This is a genomic window from Shewanella sp. SP2S2-4 (assembly GCF_031932025.1).
Taxonomy (GTDB): Bacteria; Pseudomonadota; Gammaproteobacteria; order Enterobacterales; family Shewanellaceae; genus Shewanella; species Shewanella baltica.
On the sequence record NZ_JAUOER010000016.1, the window covers coordinates 86,610 to 103,252 of the forward strand.

A 16,643-nucleotide genomic window follows, 5' to 3' on the forward strand; every position below is an offset into this window, starting at 1 on the left:
AACGCGAGGCATAGCCGACGGCCGACTGCGAATAAGGTGGCTGAGGGGATGACTCTGGCAGCAAGTATTCTGGGGGAAAGCTAAGGTGAAAGTTAAAAAGTTAGCCGGAAAGTATGATTGTTAAGTTTTAATTGAAACTTAAATGTTGCGATTGGCTGTGTAGAAGTGATGAGGGCAAAATGGGGGTAAAAAAATGGACTCTCGAGGAGTCCAGTATTCACGAGCAAAATTGGATGCTCTAATGTTGTGCCAATACACTATAGACCTTGTTTGCTGTATCGGAGCTGAATATCGTTAAATTTATATTTTAATTGCGCTTTTTAATTCACATGAACAAAGATTATGGCCTAAAGTGGGATTTTGCTGGTGGTCGAAGCTCTAGATAACTGCTTCTACTGTCGCCAGCTCTGACCAGCGAATAATTTCATCGACTTAATCTGTGCCATAGGTGAAATTTCCACTCATTTATGATTAGCTGTATCCTGTTAACAAGAATAAGAAACCTAAGGATGGAAGATGGAAAAATTGTTATTGGGATTAACGCTGATTTTTATCGTGACCTATCTTTGGTACGTCAGCTTAGTCAAAAAGCGCAATACCGCACTCGAGGCCCTGTCGGGTATCGATGTACAACTTACTAAGCGTGCCGATCTTGTGCCTAATATTCTAAAAATCGCTAAACGATTTATGGATCATGAAAAGTCGTTGCTCACTGAAATCACCGAATTACGTACTCAGCTTAGCCGTAATTATAACAAGGCTGATCCGAGTGCCGTTAAAGAGCATTTAGTTCAGGCTGAGCAGTTGAACGACAAAATGGGCGCCTTGATGGTGAATGTGGAGAACTATCCTGAGCTAAAGTCCGACAACACTATGCTGCAGGCGATGCAGACCTATAACGAAGTCGAAGCGCATATCTCCGCAGCGAGACGTTTCTATAATTCGGCAGTGTCAGAGCTTAATACTGCTGTTGAAATCTTCCCTGGCTCGATTATCGCTTCAATGGCGAGTATTAAAGTTATGCCTTTTTATGAAGGGAGCGAAGCGGCAAAAGCGCCCATAGATGCGGCCGAATACTTGTAAGCCTAGCTGTGCAGGGTGAGCTATCACCCTGCAATACTATGATATCAATATGAATATTTTAACCTTCATTTTAGGTAGCTCGCTTCAAACTTATCGGGGTCATGTTGGTTTGTCTGCGGATTTGGATGAACTTCCTCAACTCGAAGCGTATTACGAAGAACACCTAGCCCCCATTAGTCGTAAATATGAAACTAAGCGCGTGGCCTGCCTTAAGGCGGCGCGCAAACGTTTATATTTGAGTTTGATGATAGTACTTGGGCTGACCTTACTCACTGTGATTGGCTATTACAGCGGCGTTGCTTATTTCCCACCTTTACCCTTGCTTGCCTTAGTTGGGTTGAGCTGGTGGAGCTTTGCACCGACTCGAGATTTTAAACATTTGGTTCAGCGGGATATTTATCCACTGATGTTTAAATATTTCGGTGATGATTTTGTTTATAGCCGTGAAATGCGCCTCGATATGAATCGACTTGTTGCGGCTAAAGTGTTGCCGCAATACGATAAAGTCAGTTTCGGCGACTATATTCAAGGCCGCTATAAAGGCGTTGAGCTAACTGTAAATGAACTCACCTTGACCAAGAATGTGCAAGTCGAAGAACTGGATGCCAGCACCAATAGGCGCAGAACCGTTACCCGCACCGAAACCCAGTTTAGTGGCTTAGTGGTTGAGCTGAGTAGCCATAAAGCGTTTATCGGCCACACTGTGGTGCTGAGGGATCGCGGTGGTTTAGCGAATTTCCTGTCCGACAGCCATGCTGGACTAGTACGAGTCAAACTTGAAGATCCACAATTTGAAAAAGAGTTCGACGTGTTTTCAACGGATCAAGTGGAGTCTCGCTATTTGCTCAATACGGCATTTATGGAGCGCTTACAGGAACTTGCCAAGCATTTTGGCGGAAATATTCAATGCGCTTTCTTTCGTAATAAGTTGATTATGTTCCTACCAAATCGCAGAACGCGTTTTCAAATGCAGTCTATTTTTAATGGCGCGACCTTTTCAGCAGAATTTAGTCAGATAAACCGAGAGATGAAGCAACTCTTTGCTATCATTGAAGTACTTAAACTAAATCAGCACACGGGACTTTGATGTTGTTCACTCGCTCAGCACCGACTCGTACACAAATGGCTGCGGCCTTTTTATCGCCTCGCCGCCTTGTCGTGTTGGGTCTGTGTTTATGGCTGATATCGAGTCTGATGATGAGTGTAAAAGCGGAGGAGGCAAGCGTAAAGCCTAAGCCGCGTATCGTTGCCAGATATTCAGAGAGCGGCATAGTCAGCCGTGAAGGCTTAGAAAAACTCAAGATTTATCAATACCAACAAGCCAATGGCGTCACTGTATTTACCGACAAAGCCCCAGCCAATAACCCGTATCAAATTTTGTTGTATGACTGTTTTGCCTGCCGCCCCGATTCAACCATAGATTGGAATGGCATCCGATTATTTACCGCCAATTATGATGCCCTGATCAGTCGCGCGGCCCATAAACATCAACTTGACCCCGCCTTAATCCGCGCGGTGATCCACGCAGAATCAGCCTTTAATGCGCGTGCATTGTCGCGTACTGGCGCTATGGGATTGATGCAATTAATGCCAGAAACGGCCAAAGAAATGGGGGTAGCAAATGCGTTTTTACCCGAAGAAAATATCTTAGGTGGCAGTAAGTATCTGGCGCAGATGCTAAAACAGTTTAACGGGGATGTAGCCTTAGCCTGTGCGGCCTATAATGCGGGGCCGACAACTGTGGTGCAGTACAATGGTATTCCGCCCTATCCTGAAACCCAAGCCTATGTTGAACGGGTGAAAATTCTATTGAAGCGTTATCGCGAGCAGAAGGGCGTTTAGCTGTAGACTTTGTGAACTAAAATCAAGCGGCGAAAACCTGAGGTCATCGCCGCCATTTGAGTGGAAGGCTATTCGCCGACTTCCCATTTTACTGTGATGTTACCGTCCGCTTGTCCGAGCGTCTTACCTAAGTAATCCATTAATTCGGTTGCGATTTCATCTAACTGCCATGGCGGATTGATGATCCATAATCCTGCCGCTGTCATGCCAAACTCATCCGAATCGGGTTTAATCGCCTGCTCGATTCTTAGCTGACGTTTAATACCACTGCTGGCGAGACGCGATAACATGCCTTCAGTCTGAGCGCGATTCACCACGGGATACCAAAGCATAAACACGCCCGTAGCAAAACGTTTATGCGCTTTGATCAGGGTTTCGGCTACATCTTGGTAATCGGTTTTCATCTCGTAGCTAGGATCGACAAGCACCAGAGCGCGGCGCTCTAAGGGTGGCACTGCGGCGATAAGGCCTTTTAAGCCATCACCTTTGATCACTTTTACTTGTCTGTCTTCGCAAAAATAATCGTCCAGCAACACATAATCAGTGCTGTGCAGCTCGTGCAGCACCATGCGATCTTTAGGCCCTAATTCCATATCTATAATGGCGGGCGAACCTGGGTAGAAGTTGAGTTCGTCAGGATTTTCTTCATTAAAATGACGCACGGCGGCGACATAGTCCTGCAGCGATTGCGGCAGATCAGTTTTATCCCAAAGCTTAGCTACACCTTCGAGGTATTCACCGGTTTTTTGTGCAAATTCATCGCTTAAAGCATAACCACCCGCGCCCGCATGGGTATCGATATACACGAGTGGTTTGTCTTTCTTGTGCATCAGCTGCAAGGTTTGAAGCAAGATGGAGTGTTTCAACACATCGGCATAATTGCCAGCGTGATAACCATGGCGGTAACTTAACATGGGGGATCCTAGTAATTTGCAAACAAAGCAAAGAGAGGCAAATGCCAGTCGCTAATTATACCTGCGATGCTTGTAGGCGTAAATTTAATGCCTCAGTTGGCGCTCTGTTTATTAGCAAACCAGTGTGTGGGGGTTTGCATTTGAAAGGTTTTCAGCCATAGATTCGCGGGTGCGGGTTTGCCAAATAGATAGCCTTGAAATTGTTCACACCCTAACGCTGTGAGTTGCAATAACTGGGCTTCGGTTTCGATACCTTCGGCAATGACGTTGAGTTTTAAGCTCTTAGCTAACAGGATGGCGGCATTCACAATTTGGGTATGGCGTTCACTAATGCCCATTTGACTGACAAAGCAGCGGTCGATTTTAATCGTGTCGGCACTGATATCGATGAGTTGGCTTAATGAGGCATGGCCAGTACCAAAATCGTCAATGGCGATAGACACTCCCATACGAGCCAAGGTGTTTAAGCGTCGGCCCGTTTCTTTATGGGTTGAAAATACTGAGGTTTCAGTAATCTCAATTTCTAATAATGGGATGAGTTCGGGGTGATTCATATAGGTTTGAATCAACACCTTAAAGAAGCGATCCGACAGAATATCCTGTCCAGATAAGTTGAAGGCAATCCTGACCAGAGGCACATTTTTTGGCCAAGAACGGATCAGTTGCAGTAATTGCCTAAAGACTTTTATCGCAAAAATCGCCTGCAATTGGGATGACTCTATGATGGGGATAAACGTGTTTGGCATAATCATAGTGCCGTCTTCATCGAACATTCGTGCCAGTGCTTCAAAGCTAATAATGTGGCCATCGGCCATCACTTTAGGCTGGAGCCACATTTCAAGGCGATTATGTTTTAATGCGTCACGAATTCTGGCTTTCTGTGATGAGGCTTCGAGAAGATTATTAATTAAACCAATGTAATACACCATTACTGGGCTAGCTTGGGTGGTTTGTTTTATGGCAATTAAACATTGCTCTGCGGCTTGCTGCGGTGAGGCCTTATTGCCCGAACTGCAACCGACTCGGCACTCGAGATGATATTCAATCTGTTGTTCTTGCTTAAGCTGCAGGTGTGTTGGAATACGCTCGCGTAATTGCTGCGCGAGGTTTTCGGGGGAAATCAGCGGCAGGCTGGTAAACTCAAGCGCAAACGAGGCTCCCCTAAACCGGTATATTTTTGCGTGGTGACCAAAGCGATTTTTGAGTTCGGTTGCAAAGGCTTTTAGGATGGCATCCCCGACGCTGATCCCGAAGGCGGCATTGATTTGACTCAGGTTATCAATTTTGACTATGGCAACTGTCATATCCAAATGGATTGTGCTTGGGGCTGGGTTATACCAGTGATTCTCGTTGGGTAATCCGGTCACTAAATCATAGAAATGTGTGCTGATATGGTGCTTTTTAAGTCGGCTTAGTTCAATTGCATGGTTGGCCTGTTCAGTGACATCGTGGCAGTGAAACAACAAAGTGTCATGGTGCTCTAATGAGGCTTTCTGCAGCAGGTATTTAGTGCTGTTATTGTTCTTTAAATGGGTCGGAAACGAGGCCGCCAGTAAGTTTGTGCTGGTATCTTCGGTAAGTTCAAAAATGTCACATAAGCGAGTGCGGTTTAGCGTGACTTCTCCAGCGATTTTTTGGGCTGCATTATTCAGGTTGAGGATCACGCCGTCCTCATTACAGAAGAAAGAGGCGGTGCCATTATTTTCAAAGATTTCAGCATATTGATCTAAGGTACGCTGCAGAGCATTTTGATGCTGGATCATTTGCTGCGCATGGACTTTCTGGGTTTTTAGCAAGCGCATTGCTGACAAGGGAATGCAAATATTAAAAAAGACAAACAGTAAACCATTCAGATAAGCGTGGGTCGCAGGCAGACTGATATCAATATCAATAATCGGGGGAATATTTTGGTTACGCAGTAGCAGTAAAAAAGGCAATACATTAAAAAACATCATAATAACGGCTACTTTTCTGCCAAATAGAAAAAGCGCCATTAAGGGAAGGGTATATAAGAAGGTAATCCCTGCCTGGGATAAGTTAAAGTCTGGGATAAACAAGAGTATAGAAATACAGGCGGCAATGACCATAGCCAGCAGGCTTATTGAACTGGCGAGTAAATATTTGCGGGTAAACCATAAAGCCAAAAACAGCACAGTTAGAAAACTGACCGTAATGCTGATAATAAAAGCGAGGTTTAACTCATACGCAATTAAAGAGCTATGCAGCACTATGCTAGTGGTCAAAATCGCGCCACTGAGCAGAATGATCCGCAATAAGCTGGTTTTTAATATTGTTCTATCAGGATTTAAAAAGTCTTGATCCCTAATAAACAAAAAACCTTTCAGCCATTGAAGCAAAAAGAGTCCTTATCCCATACGGAAGTCACGCAGGTTGACTGGGGATATAACATATAACATAAATCACCTAATTGTTATACAAATAGATTACTATCTTTATAAATCAGTGAATTACAGTGTGATGCTTGTTTGAATCTTTAAGGGTGCACTGCGACAAATTGACTAAGACAGTGATGAGTTTGCTGATGTGATTTGCTGACTGGCATATTCATAAACCAGATTTTTAGGCATAATGGCCATCATTTTCGTTGGTTAGAAGACAGCCTGTGACACCGATTTTTTTCAATCAGCAATACCCAACACTTGTGGATATTTGTGCACGTTGGCAACTCGTCTACGATGCGAATGCGACCTTCGAATTGCGTTTTGATTCAGATACTTTATCACTGCATAAACGCGATGAGCCTAAGCTCGATGGCATAGTGGTGGACTTTGTGACTGGCGCCGTAGCCCATAGACGTAAGTTCGGTGGTGGTCGCGGCCAATCCATCGCTAAAGCCGTGGGATTAAAGCAAGGGGTAATGCCAAGTGTGGTTGATGGCACTGCGGGTTTAGGACGTGATGCCTTCGTGCTAGCAAGCCTTGGTTGCACTGTAACTATGGTTGAACGTCATCCTGTGGTTGCGGCATTGCTTGAAGATGGTCTGCGCCGCGCCTATCAAGATGCTGAAATCGGTGTCTGGATGCGTGAGCGGATGCGCCTGTTCCATGGTTCGAGCCTCGAAGCCCTTTCGAAATTGGCACAAGAGGTAGATGTGGTGTACCTCGACCCTATGTATCCCCACCGTGATAAATCGGCCCTCGTTAAAAAGGAAATGCGTGTATTCCAATCCTTAGTCGGTGCCGATTTAGATGCCGATGGTTTACTCGCCCCCGCTTTAGCTTTAGCAACGAAACGTGTCGTCGTTAAGCGCCCAGACTACGCCGAAGATTTGGACGGGGTTAAGCCAAATACAGTTATTGAAACCAAGAAAAACCGTTTTGATGTATACGTAAAAGCCGCGATGAAATAGGGTTTATACCTATTTACATGATTGCTCAGACAAACAAGCAAGGCACTCATTAAATATGATGACTAGGTCGATAAGTTTGTCCGCTGGATGTTCCATTTCACGGTGCCGCTTAACGTAAGAAAAACTGCACTGGCACAACAAGTTCTAACGTCTCGTTTGGCATTGCATCGGGTATGGCAGGTAAGGGCTGGGCTCGCTCCAACATTTTTAGTGCTTCTGCATCTAATGTTTGATAGCCCGAACTTTGCTCAATTCGACTCGCTCTGACTCTGCCTTGACGATCTAACACAAAATACAGCATGACTGTGCCTTGCTGTCGTCGATTACGTGCCGTACGCGGATATTCCTTATGTTGCTCCAACCAGGCTAATAAAGTCGCAGTGTAGTCCTGGGTATCGCCAAGCAAACCTCCTCCAGTCATGTTATCGCCGCTAGCCGCCTTATTCTGTTCTGCTGAATGACCTTCACCGTTTTGACCTACTTCGTTGGCAGACGCTGCTGACGCTGCTGACGCTGTCGGCGATGGGGTTTCGGTTGGACTGCTATGCTGCTCATTTACCTCGGACTGAGTTGTTAGCTCATCTTGAGGCGTTGGCGTTATGGGTTTAGGTTTGGTACTTAGTGTGGGAGTTGCTTTCTTTGTTATGGGTGGCAGTCGTGCTGGTTTATCGAGTTGCTCTTTAATGGGCTCAGATTTTTGCTCAGCAACTGGCGCCGTCGTTTGTGGCAGAGCACTCGCTGCGCTACCTGCAGGCCCTAAGGCAATTTCAATCCCTCCGTTGCCAACCGCTTTAGCCTGACCCGTTGGCGTTATTACTGCTGGTGACCAAAACACTGCAGCCGTTAAGGCGATGTGCAAAAAAGCCGCTAACAGCAAAGCTATGCCGCATTGCGCTATGTTCGGCGCGAACTCTTGGTCTGTCATTTGGCCCCCAGCTCAGTTAATAAACGCAGCTTTTTAACGCCTACGCCATACAAGGCTTGGGTAAAATGTACGAGCTGGTTTCCCGATAACTCACCATCAACTTTCAGCGTGACTTGGGTTTCTGGCTCGGCGGACAGCAGCATATTGATGCGTGCTAACAGTTCTGCTTCCGTAATCGGTTCATTATCGAGTGCGAGCTTGTTTTCACGGCTTATTAGGATGAGCACGGCATCCGGTTCATCTACGCCATCACTTTGCGAGACCGGTGGAGTGACATCAAACGGCGCTGTCACTGAAAGGCTACCTGCGATCATAAAAAAGATTAACAGCAAGAACACCACATTAATCAGCGGCAAAATACGTTCTTCGGTTTGGTCTGGCCGACGTTCAGGAAAATGCATTAGTGGCTGTTCTCCATATTATTGCCGTCCGCTTTCGTCGCAGGTGCGGGTTGCCAATTGGAGTCTTCTACCAGTGTTAGCGGCGCAATCCCTGCGGCATTAAGTGCATCTAATACCTGTACTAACCTTTGTACTGGAGTATCCGCCTGCGGCTGTAGGCTCACTATCTGGCTTGCAGGCTGGCGCCCTTGTGCTTTTTGCTGTAATGCTTCCAGTGTGATCGTTTCGCCGTTTAGTTGCAGTTGGTCTACGCTAATTTGTACTAAAAATGGCGCTTGCTCAGCGGGAGCGGGGCTACCTGCCGTGCTGGTATCGAGCGCTACAGTGCGCCAGTCTAGAAAACTGGAAGACAGCATAAAAAACACCAATAGGATAAACACCACATCAATGAGTGGCGTTAAGCTAATCACCGCTTTACGTTTTGAAGGATGAGCCGTGAGTCTTGGTCGTTGACTAAAGGGCGCTTGCATGGCGTGCCTGTTTGTTACTGGCTGTGAGTGGTGTAACCACAGTGCTTGGCGCTTGATAAGTGCTGGTCGCTGATAACTCTGGGGTAAACAGTTGCGTCACTAAGTTATCCATTTCGTGAGCGAGATGATCGACGCGCCGTTCTAGATAGTTCAGCAATGCCACCACTGGGATAGCGACACACAAACCGACCGCTGTGGTGAGCAAGGCTTCCCAGATCCCGCCCGATAGAATCGCCGGATTCACTTTATTACCCGCCGCTTGGAGTTGTTGGAAGGCGGCGATCATACCCATTACCGTGCCCAGTAATCCCAGTAGTGGAGACAATGAACCTATGACCTCTAGTGGGCGCAATCCGCGTCTTAACTGAAATAGCGCATTACAGCCATAACGCAGCACTTCTTCACGCACCAAAGGTTCAGGCAGTTGGCGTGTGATGCCACGAATTGCTTGTGCCATTGCCTGTGCAGTGGGATTACGGCTTACCGCAGCAAGCTGTAATGCTTCTTTCTGCTTGCCTTGTTGCCATAGCGCTAATGCCTGCCTTGCGGGTTTACGTTGCCACAGTCCGGCTCGCTGAAACTGGATAAGTTTCATCAGCACAATCGTCATCGCAACCAATGACATCAGCAGCAATATCACCACTACTGTGCCGCCCGTCTCTAGCAGCGCGAGGGCATCGTTCCACCAAGTCGATGTTGCTAACACATCTGTAGCGGAAGCTTCCTCCGTTGGCTGTTGCACACCCGAAACTACCGTTTCAGGTACTGAAGACAATTGCTCAATGGCATGAGTCTCAGTGTTGAGCGGTAACGTGGCTTGGCTGTTATCGGCACTGGCATTTTCCTGCGCCCAACCGGTGAGTGGTACAGCAAGTAGCGTCAATGAGAGTAAAACGGCTTTCAACATCATCAATTTTATCAACCTTTAACTTGATTCATTTTATGGTTAACTCGCCCTGTATCTGGGTAAGTGAAGGAGAATAATTTACCTGCAGGCCGTAACCAGCGAGGTCGCCAAGCTAAGGTTAAAGCAACGGCAAGTGCAGCTATGCCAATCATTGTTATCCAGAGCAGGCTGCCAAAGCTGGCACCGTCGCGCACCAGCGACAGTGCTAAAGATATGCTTAGCATCAAGATGCCTAGGCTGCGTAGGAGCAACACCTCCCTTTGCGTGGGTAGCGCCTTATCGAAAACAACGCGCCAATGCCGTACTTGGCTCAGGGCGAACAAAGCAAAACTAAGGTAGGCCGCGCTAAATATGGCGACTAACAGCAGGTCTTTAGGCATTAATCCTCTCCTTTTAACATCTAACTCTCACGGATAACGGATAGTTTCCGCGCTGCGTAAATGGCCATCACTGCACTAGTAACAAGCACTAAGTCTTGGGTCGCAACGGGCCAATAGGTATGGGTGAATAGGGTCTTAAGCAGATGGTCGCCTGTGGTTATCCAGTTCAGTCCCACAGCTGAGATAGCAATCAGAGCAATCGCCCAGCATTGTTCAGCCCAAGCCTTTCGGTAACCATGCTGTTTGTTTAAAAACACTCTGACCAATGCATGAAGTAAGCAAGCTAACCAGACACCAAAGAAGGCATATACCTCTAAATCGCGGCTGGAGATACCTGCAAATTGTTCTCTATTATTGAGCAAGCGATTGACCACTAAAAAAGCCCCGGTCGCAGAAATAATGCCAGTGATCGCAGCGATGTTATGTGCATTCATAAAAGACACATTGAAGCCAGTGCTGCCTTGCTTTTGGTTACGTGCCTGAGTCCAATGCAGTAGGCCAGTGGCGATTAACGCGCAAGCACCCAGCCCTGCGATAAAATAAAGCCAGCGCAGTGGCCAGTGTTTAAATTTGATGTAATGCATACCAGCAATAAAGTTAAATACATTGGTCGTCGAGGATGAGTTGAAATGTGCTAGTTCCTCTCCAGTGGCGGTAGAAAATCTCCTATTATCAATATTCTGAGATACGCTGTTATCGCCATTTAGCCTGAGTGCGACGACACCACCTGCATCTCCAGGATTGCTAACCCGAATCATATAGACAGCCCCTTGACCTAGTTCGTTTTCGGTCGCCGCAATCATAGGATCAATTGCGACAACATTGGCGGGTTGGCCTATTGCTTGTGGTCTAACGCGCCCCTGTGATTCGGCGATAAAACGGCTCCGTGCAGGACTATTGCGTGAGCCTTCTCTGGCATCGGTAATTTCGTCTTCATCTTCACTGCTAACATCTTGCTCTCGTTTGCGTGAAGCTTCTCTTACTTTGGATTTGAGTCGTTCCTGCGTCACGGATGGTGGGTTGAGCTGTGCGAAAACGGCATCGGGCGCCTTGGGGAAATAGATCAAGTGCGCAATCATTAGCCCAGACAAGGTGATGACGATAGTGAAAGGCAGCAGCACAACGCCTGTGAGGTTATGAATATCGAGATTGGCTCTGCCAAAGCCACGAAGCAGCCTAAGGGTAAAGAAATCGGCAAATATTCTACGGTGTATGACTATGCCGGAAATTAACAGGCAAAGCATACCCATGCTCGCAATACCAACCAGTAGGGCGCCAATGTTGTTTTGGCGTAAGGTTAAATTGTGATGGAAGGGGTAAATAAAGTTACTCGCTCCTCGGGTGTTTGGAGCCGGAAGCGGTTCGAGCGTGATCGGGTGGAAACTATTTCGCTGTGCTATGTGTGACTTTGCAGAATCATAAGCCAATGTCAAAAAAGGTCTGCGCTCAGCGGGTAGCACTATAGTCCAAGCTTTTGCCCCCTCAGCTCGCTCTGCCAGTAAAGGTATGATCTCGCGGTCTACCGATAATGGCCTTGCAGTATCCATGTGTATTCGAGTGTGTGGCATCATCCAGCGATCGATTTCTTTATCGAATACTGACAGCGTGCCGGTCCAAAAAATGGCGAACAGCAAGCCGCTTAATATCAATCCTGCCCAAGTGTGCAGGAGACTCATCCGAGTACGGAATCCATCTTTCATGCTAATGCTCCAATTATCCAAGCCATGAAGATACTAAAACCCGTCAGGCTGCTTACATTCAGCCAAGTTCGCAGGACGCCGTTACGGGAAAATGCCCACAATAGAATGAGCACTAAGTAGATAAACCCCAGCATACTGGTGACGACCACGGCATCCGTCCATGGCATGCCTATGTGGTAAAGCAGAGCTCCTGTTGTATTAACAAGTTGGCCACTGGATAAATAGCACAATAAACAGATGGCGATTGAGTGTGCCAGCATCCCAGTGGTGAACAGCCATTTGCTAACGGCGCTTTTATTGCCGCGCTTCGATTGATGGGACAATCGTGAGTCTTTTTCGAGCATGATATGTAGGTCCATATTCAGAATTGCGTCTTAACGCTAACGAAATAGCTACGTCCGCGCTCTGAATAGCGGTAGGCCCCAGTATCGTTATTGACTTTAAATCGCGTAGCGTCGGTGATGTTGTCTATCCCGACGTTGAAGCTAATAAAGCGGTTCAGCGAATAGTTCAGACCTGCGTCCAGCGTGACCAAATCCTTGTCACTCTTATCGACCGTGTTGCGTTCGAAGCTGACTCGGGTAATTTCGCCCTCATAATTACCTCTCAGGAATGCCGAGAGTGCATCTGTAGGTTGGTAGTCGAGCGTTATTGAGCCGTTATGATTTGGAATGCCGACGAGCGAATTTCCGTCCAGCAATGCCAAGGTGTCACCGAAAGGGCGTGGACCCGCGGGGGTATTGATGATCACGTTGTCTGCGTCAATTCGTGAATCGGTATAGGTGTAACTCGCTTTGAGCGCCAAGGTATCAGTTATGTCCCAGTGACCTTCAAGTTCGACACCGCGGATCTGTGCTCCCTTGGCATTTAGCCAAGTGGCCCAAGCTGGGCAGTCTTTGGTGCCAACGTCACCTGAAATGCAATAGGCTGGAATATATCCACCGTTACCATCGTCGAAATAGAAGGTGTTGGTGTTGAGGATTTTGTTGGAAAAGTCATTGAAAAATAGCGTTGCGCCGATATTTAGCGTGTCATCTTTAGTGTAAAGCGCGCCGATTTCATAATTCGTGCTTTGTTCTGGCTCTAAGTCCGGATTACCAACAATGACAAACTGACTCGTACTGCCGCCGCGTTGAGAGCCTGTGGTGTTATCAATCTGGTCAATCTTCGGGCTCTTGTAGCCAGTGGCTATGCCCCCTTTGAAAGTCCAGTGATCGTTATGATTGAAAACAAGATATGCTCTAGGTGAGACATGATGACCAAAGAATTCGTTATCCGTTAGTCGCGCACCAAGGGTGAGATAAAGTTTCTCTGTGAGCAGTTCCCATTCGTCTTCTGCAAAAATACTGATATCGCTGACAGAGCGGGTACCAAAGCTTCGGGGAGTGCCATTACCTAAATCACCGTTAGTCAGTTTGTCGTTAGTCCATTGACCACCGAAAGTCAGAGTATGGCTATCCACACCTGTGATGAAGCGCGCATCGCTGACTTTGTTTGTTGATCCTGTAGTGAAATCAGCTGCTGCAGGATAAGTCAGTCTTTCATAATCTTCTTCATAGTATTTCAGTTCTAGTTCGCCAAGATCGAACAAGGCATTGTAGGCAATGCTCCATGCATCTCGGGTCCATTCGCGGTCAATACTTCCTCTGGCTGTGGTGAGTAGAACTCCACCAGGATTGCCAATGTAGCGCTGACTCGCCTTTGAGTAGTCAAGGATGACTTCGTGGTCACGATGAGGCGTGATCCGTAACTTACCGCCAAGCGTTTTCTTAGTCGACTCCTGATATCCACCGTAATATTTGTCTTCGTCTTGGACGGCTTGATTTCCCCATAGCGAAATCCCAAGCAGATCCTTAACCAGTGGCCCTGTAATATAGAGATCCTGTTGGTTTTGGTTTCCCATTGAGCTGCTGTCCGGAACGCGCAGACCATAGCCCGCGCTGGCACTCCAATGTTCGGGTGTTTTCTTGGTGATGATATTGATGATGCCGCCCATTGCATCGCTACCGTAGAGAGAACTCATAGGTCCACGAACCACTTCGACGCGCTCAATCGACGCAACGGGAGGGATAAAATTGCTATCGAGATCTTCGTTGTTCAATCCTCGCGGATTTCCCGTGTCCGAGCGTACCCGCTTGCCGTCAACGAGCACTAACGTATAACCCTTCTCCATGCCGCGTATGGATATTCCGCTCTGTGCGCCAGAGCCAATCACATTGACACCGGGAATTTCCCGCGCGATATCTTGCAGTGAATTAAATTTGCGTTGCTCTAGATCCTTGCCTGAAAGCACACTGATGCTCGCTGGCGCATTTTTGATATCCTGTTCATAACCCGCAGCGCTGATAACCGTTATGGGTGCCAACACTATTGCGGCAGTCGCCTTGCCGAGAATATATTGCCCCTCAAAGCGCGATGTGACCTGTAAACCCGTCCCCGCTAGTATCTTTTGCAAGCCTGCTTCAATCGAGTATTGTCCCTCTAGCCCTAAGCTGGTTTTACCCCGAGTGAGTGCTGAAGATATCGATAGATCAATATTCGCGGCTAGAGCAAAGCTGTTGAGCACAGCATCGAGCGTGCCCGCCTTAATCTGAAAATGTTGTAGCTTGTTGATTTGTCTGGCATCAACATCGACAGTTTGAGCCTGTGATGGCTGTGGTGCTGTAATGCTTAAGATGACGGTGAAACTCAGGCCCATAAGGGACAAGTAGTTAGCGCGGTATTTTTTTGGTCGCGAACGGCCAAATTCAACGGAATGCATAGAGAGTCCCAAGGGGAAAAGTTAATAGGTTCTATCTACTATTCCGAACGAGATCGCAAAACCCGTAAAATTTTTTGAAAATAATTTTCAGCGTTAAGGTTTTAGCGGGCTGGGATCACTTTGACCCAGTATGCTGTGCGATATTGCAGCTCTACTGACAGGCTGCTTGCAAGGCTTTGTAGGGCAAGGTCGGTATCTTGCAGAGAAAATACGCCGCTGATGGTCAAATTGGCCACGGTACTATCGTATAGCGTGAAGCCGGGTCGATAGCGGCCGATCTCCTCGACAAAATCTGCTACCCGCATCCCTTCTGCCACTAGCTTGCCATGGCGCCAACTTATCGCTGCATTTTGTAGCGGTTCAGGAGGCGCAATCATTGTCTTATCAAATCGAGTTTGTTGGCCTGTATCTACTCGTTGTGGCTTAACCCCACTGACAGAATAAGCTTCTACAGCGCCGTCGATTACGGCTACACGGGCATAGTGTTCGTATTGGCGGATGCAGAACTCAGTACCTAACGCGATTAGTTGGCCGAAGTGGGTGGTGACTAAGAATTGGCGACGGGGAGATTCATGACCCGTTTTGATTAAGATCTCTCCTTGATGGAGTTGTATTTGCCGCTTCTCGGCGGAGAAATCCACATCCACCGCAGTATCTATGTTTAGTGTTAAGCGGGTGCCATCTTCAAGAGTAAAGGTGCGAGTTTCGTCTGCGCCGGTGCGGTATTGAGCCTGCAGACTCCGGCCAAGTCGAGTCTGTGACGCGCCAAGCCAAGTCGCGGTGACGCCAATCCCTGCCAGCGCTAAAACATTGAGGAAACGCCGACGTGATACGACGGACTGGCTAACTTTTTCAAGCACTTGGATGCCTGTACCCTTAGGTAAGGAGGCGAACTTGCCAGTGATCTGGCACATGCGTTGCCATGCTTGTTCGTGAAGTGAGCTTTGGTCACGCCATTGTTGGCAGTTAATACTATCCTGCTCGGTAGCGTCATCCGCCAACAGACGTGCCATCCAGCCAGCCGCCGCTTCAATGGCATCGCAGTTGTTTTCCTGCCCGATATTCTCGGCCCCAGATTGATTGGCAGGCATGACTAATAGGATTCCAGCGCGAGGCAGCAGGCCGCTAAGCCTCGCGCAACGTACTTTTCTACCGATGAAACAGAGACTGATAGTTGCTTAGCAATATCGGCATAGCTTAAACCCTCTATCTGGCGCAGTAACAGCGTCAAGCGCACATTATCCGGCAAGTTATCGAGCATAACGGCAATTTCAGCGAGTGTTTCAATGATGACATGATGGATTTCTGGCCCAGGAATGAAGGTTTCTGGCATCAAGCTCAAACTTTCTAGGTAGGCTTCTTCAATCTTCTGCCGACGATAAGCGTCAATCATCAATCCTTTGGCAATGCGGGTTAAAAAACGCCGAGATTCGCCTGAAGGCGGCAGATTTCCGGTTTTTAACAAACGTAGAAATGTATCTTGGGCTAGGTCGGCCGCTGTTTCTGAACAACCCACGCGTGAGTATAGCCAGCCGCGTAGCCAAAACTGGTTATCTCTATATAGGTTATTGATAGGAGAAGAAATATTGACCGACGTCATACGGTATAGGCAAGAATATTAACAATGCTGTAATGATATTGATTATCATTTGATAGGTCAAGTTTTGTGTCATTACGCCCATGAGATTACCTGCTTATGCATAGCGAGAATCATGGTGGAAATAAGCTGTAATCCTGTTTTATACGACTTTCGAGCAAAAGGATTCGCCTATCTTTTTGTGTTTTTGACTGGCTCAACTAAACTTGAGCCTTATCTCTATAGGACTACCGATTATCTTTTTGAAAAATATGATGATTCATTAATGATATAAAAACATCTTGTTAGGGTTA

At 47.2% G+C, this 16,643-nt stretch carries 16 protein-coding genes; 4 read left to right on the plus strand and 12 right to left on the minus strand.

Annotated features, from left to right (window positions below; all coding sequences use genetic code 11):
* Positions 1–516 precede the first annotated feature (516 nt).
* Genes Q4Q54_RS13940 through Q4Q54_RS13950 form a run of 3 tightly spaced genes read left to right on the plus strand, consistent with a single transcriptional unit; the run spans position 517 to position 2,925 of the window.
* Positions 517–1,083: a LemA family protein gene (locus tag Q4Q54_RS13940; protein ID WP_006084661.1), complete on the plus strand. Its 567-nt coding sequence runs from the start codon at positions 517–519 to the stop codon at positions 1,081–1,083.
* A gap of 49 nt (positions 1,084–1,132) precedes the next feature.
* On the plus strand, positions 1,133–2,170 hold the full coding sequence (locus Q4Q54_RS13945; RefSeq protein ID WP_311988741.1) for a DUF3137 domain-containing protein: 1,038 nt from the start codon (positions 1,133–1,135) through the stop codon (positions 2,168–2,170).
* Positions 2,170–2,925 carry a lytic transglycosylase domain-containing protein gene (locus Q4Q54_RS13950; protein ID WP_311988742.1) on the plus strand — a complete coding sequence of 252 codons (756 nt, stop codon included), beginning with the start codon at positions 2,170–2,172 and terminating at the stop codon, positions 2,923–2,925. The genes Q4Q54_RS13945 and Q4Q54_RS13950 overlap by 1 nt, the downstream gene beginning before the upstream one ends.
* 68 nt (positions 2,926–2,993) lie before the next feature.
* Here the strand turns inward: Q4Q54_RS13950 and Q4Q54_RS13955 are convergent, their stop codons facing one another.
* Together Q4Q54_RS13955 and Q4Q54_RS13960 are read right to left on the minus strand one after the other, a co-directional pair.
* Positions 2,994–3,839, minus strand: coding sequence for a 23S rRNA (adenine(2030)-N(6))-methyltransferase RlmJ (locus Q4Q54_RS13955; protein WP_283627249.1), 846 nt, complete (start codon positions 3,837–3,839; stop codon positions 2,994–2,996).
* A gap of 92 nt (positions 3,840–3,931) precedes the next feature.
* Entirely contained in the window at positions 3,932–6,196 is a 2,265-nt protein-coding gene (locus Q4Q54_RS13960; RefSeq protein ID WP_311988743.1) for a bifunctional diguanylate cyclase/phosphodiesterase, read from the minus strand.
* A 266-nt stretch (positions 6,197–6,462) separates the two neighbouring features.
* Between Q4Q54_RS13960 and Q4Q54_RS13965 the strand changes: the two genes are divergently transcribed.
* Positions 6,463–7,209, plus strand: coding sequence for a class I SAM-dependent methyltransferase (locus Q4Q54_RS13965; RefSeq protein WP_226059702.1), 747 nt, complete (start codon positions 6,463–6,465; stop codon positions 7,207–7,209).
* Positions 7,210–7,318: 109 nt separating this feature from the next.
* On the opposite strand, the gene Q4Q54_RS13970 is transcribed toward Q4Q54_RS13965, so the two are convergent.
* The 10 genes from Q4Q54_RS13970 to Q4Q54_RS14015 all read right to left on the minus strand — a co-directional run bounded on the left by Q4Q54_RS13970 (position 7,319) and on the right by Q4Q54_RS14015 (position 16,353).
* Positions 7,319–8,134, minus strand: coding sequence for an energy transducer TonB (locus Q4Q54_RS13970; protein WP_311988745.1), 816 nt, complete (start codon positions 8,132–8,134; stop codon positions 7,319–7,321).
* Positions 8,131–8,535 carry an ExbD/TolR family protein gene (locus Q4Q54_RS13975; protein ID WP_012197834.1) on the minus strand — a complete coding sequence of 135 codons (405 nt, stop codon included), beginning with the start codon at positions 8,533–8,535 and terminating at the stop codon, positions 8,131–8,133. The genes Q4Q54_RS13970 and Q4Q54_RS13975 overlap by 4 nt, the downstream gene beginning before the upstream one ends.
* The gene (locus tag Q4Q54_RS13980; RefSeq protein WP_311988746.1) at positions 8,535–9,005 is read right to left on the minus strand and encodes a biopolymer transporter ExbD; all 471 of its coding nucleotides are present in this window, start codon (positions 9,003–9,005) and stop codon (positions 8,535–8,537) included. Before Q4Q54_RS13980 ends, Q4Q54_RS13975 begins: the two co-directional genes overlap by 1 nt.
* Positions 8,989–9,915, minus strand: a complete 927-nt coding sequence (locus Q4Q54_RS13985) for a MotA/TolQ/ExbB proton channel family protein (protein WP_311988747.1) — start codon at positions 9,913–9,915, stop codon at positions 8,989–8,991. The genes Q4Q54_RS13980 and Q4Q54_RS13985 overlap by 17 nt, the downstream gene beginning before the upstream one ends.
* 8 nt (positions 9,916–9,923) lie before the next feature.
* On the minus strand, positions 9,924–10,292 hold the full coding sequence (locus tag Q4Q54_RS13990; protein ID WP_107949937.1) for a DUF3325 domain-containing protein: 369 nt from the start codon (positions 10,290–10,292) through the stop codon (positions 9,924–9,926).
* A 20-nt stretch (positions 10,293–10,312) separates the two neighbouring features.
* Positions 10,313–11,992, minus strand: a complete 1,680-nt coding sequence (locus tag Q4Q54_RS13995; RefSeq protein ID WP_311988748.1) for a PepSY-associated TM helix domain-containing protein — start codon at positions 11,990–11,992, stop codon at positions 10,313–10,315.
* Positions 11,989–12,351 carry a hypothetical protein gene (locus Q4Q54_RS14000; protein ID WP_237709427.1) on the minus strand — a complete coding sequence of 121 codons (363 nt, stop codon included), beginning with the start codon at positions 12,349–12,351 and terminating at the stop codon, positions 11,989–11,991. The genes Q4Q54_RS13995 and Q4Q54_RS14000 overlap by 4 nt, the downstream gene beginning before the upstream one ends.
* A gap of 2 nt (positions 12,352–12,353) precedes the next feature.
* Positions 12,354–14,753: a TonB-dependent receptor domain-containing protein gene (locus Q4Q54_RS14005; RefSeq protein WP_311988749.1), complete on the minus strand. Its 2,400-nt coding sequence runs from the start codon at positions 14,751–14,753 to the stop codon at positions 12,354–12,356.
* A 101-nt stretch (positions 14,754–14,854) separates the two neighbouring features.
* Positions 14,855–15,844, minus strand: a complete 990-nt coding sequence (locus tag Q4Q54_RS14010) for a FecR domain-containing protein (RefSeq protein WP_311988750.1) — start codon at positions 15,842–15,844, stop codon at positions 14,855–14,857.
* 2 nt (positions 15,845–15,846) lie between these two features.
* Positions 15,847–16,353, minus strand: coding sequence for a sigma-70 family RNA polymerase sigma factor (locus tag Q4Q54_RS14015; protein WP_012090589.1), 507 nt, complete (start codon positions 16,351–16,353; stop codon positions 15,847–15,849).
* Positions 16,354–16,643 lie beyond the last annotated feature (290 nt).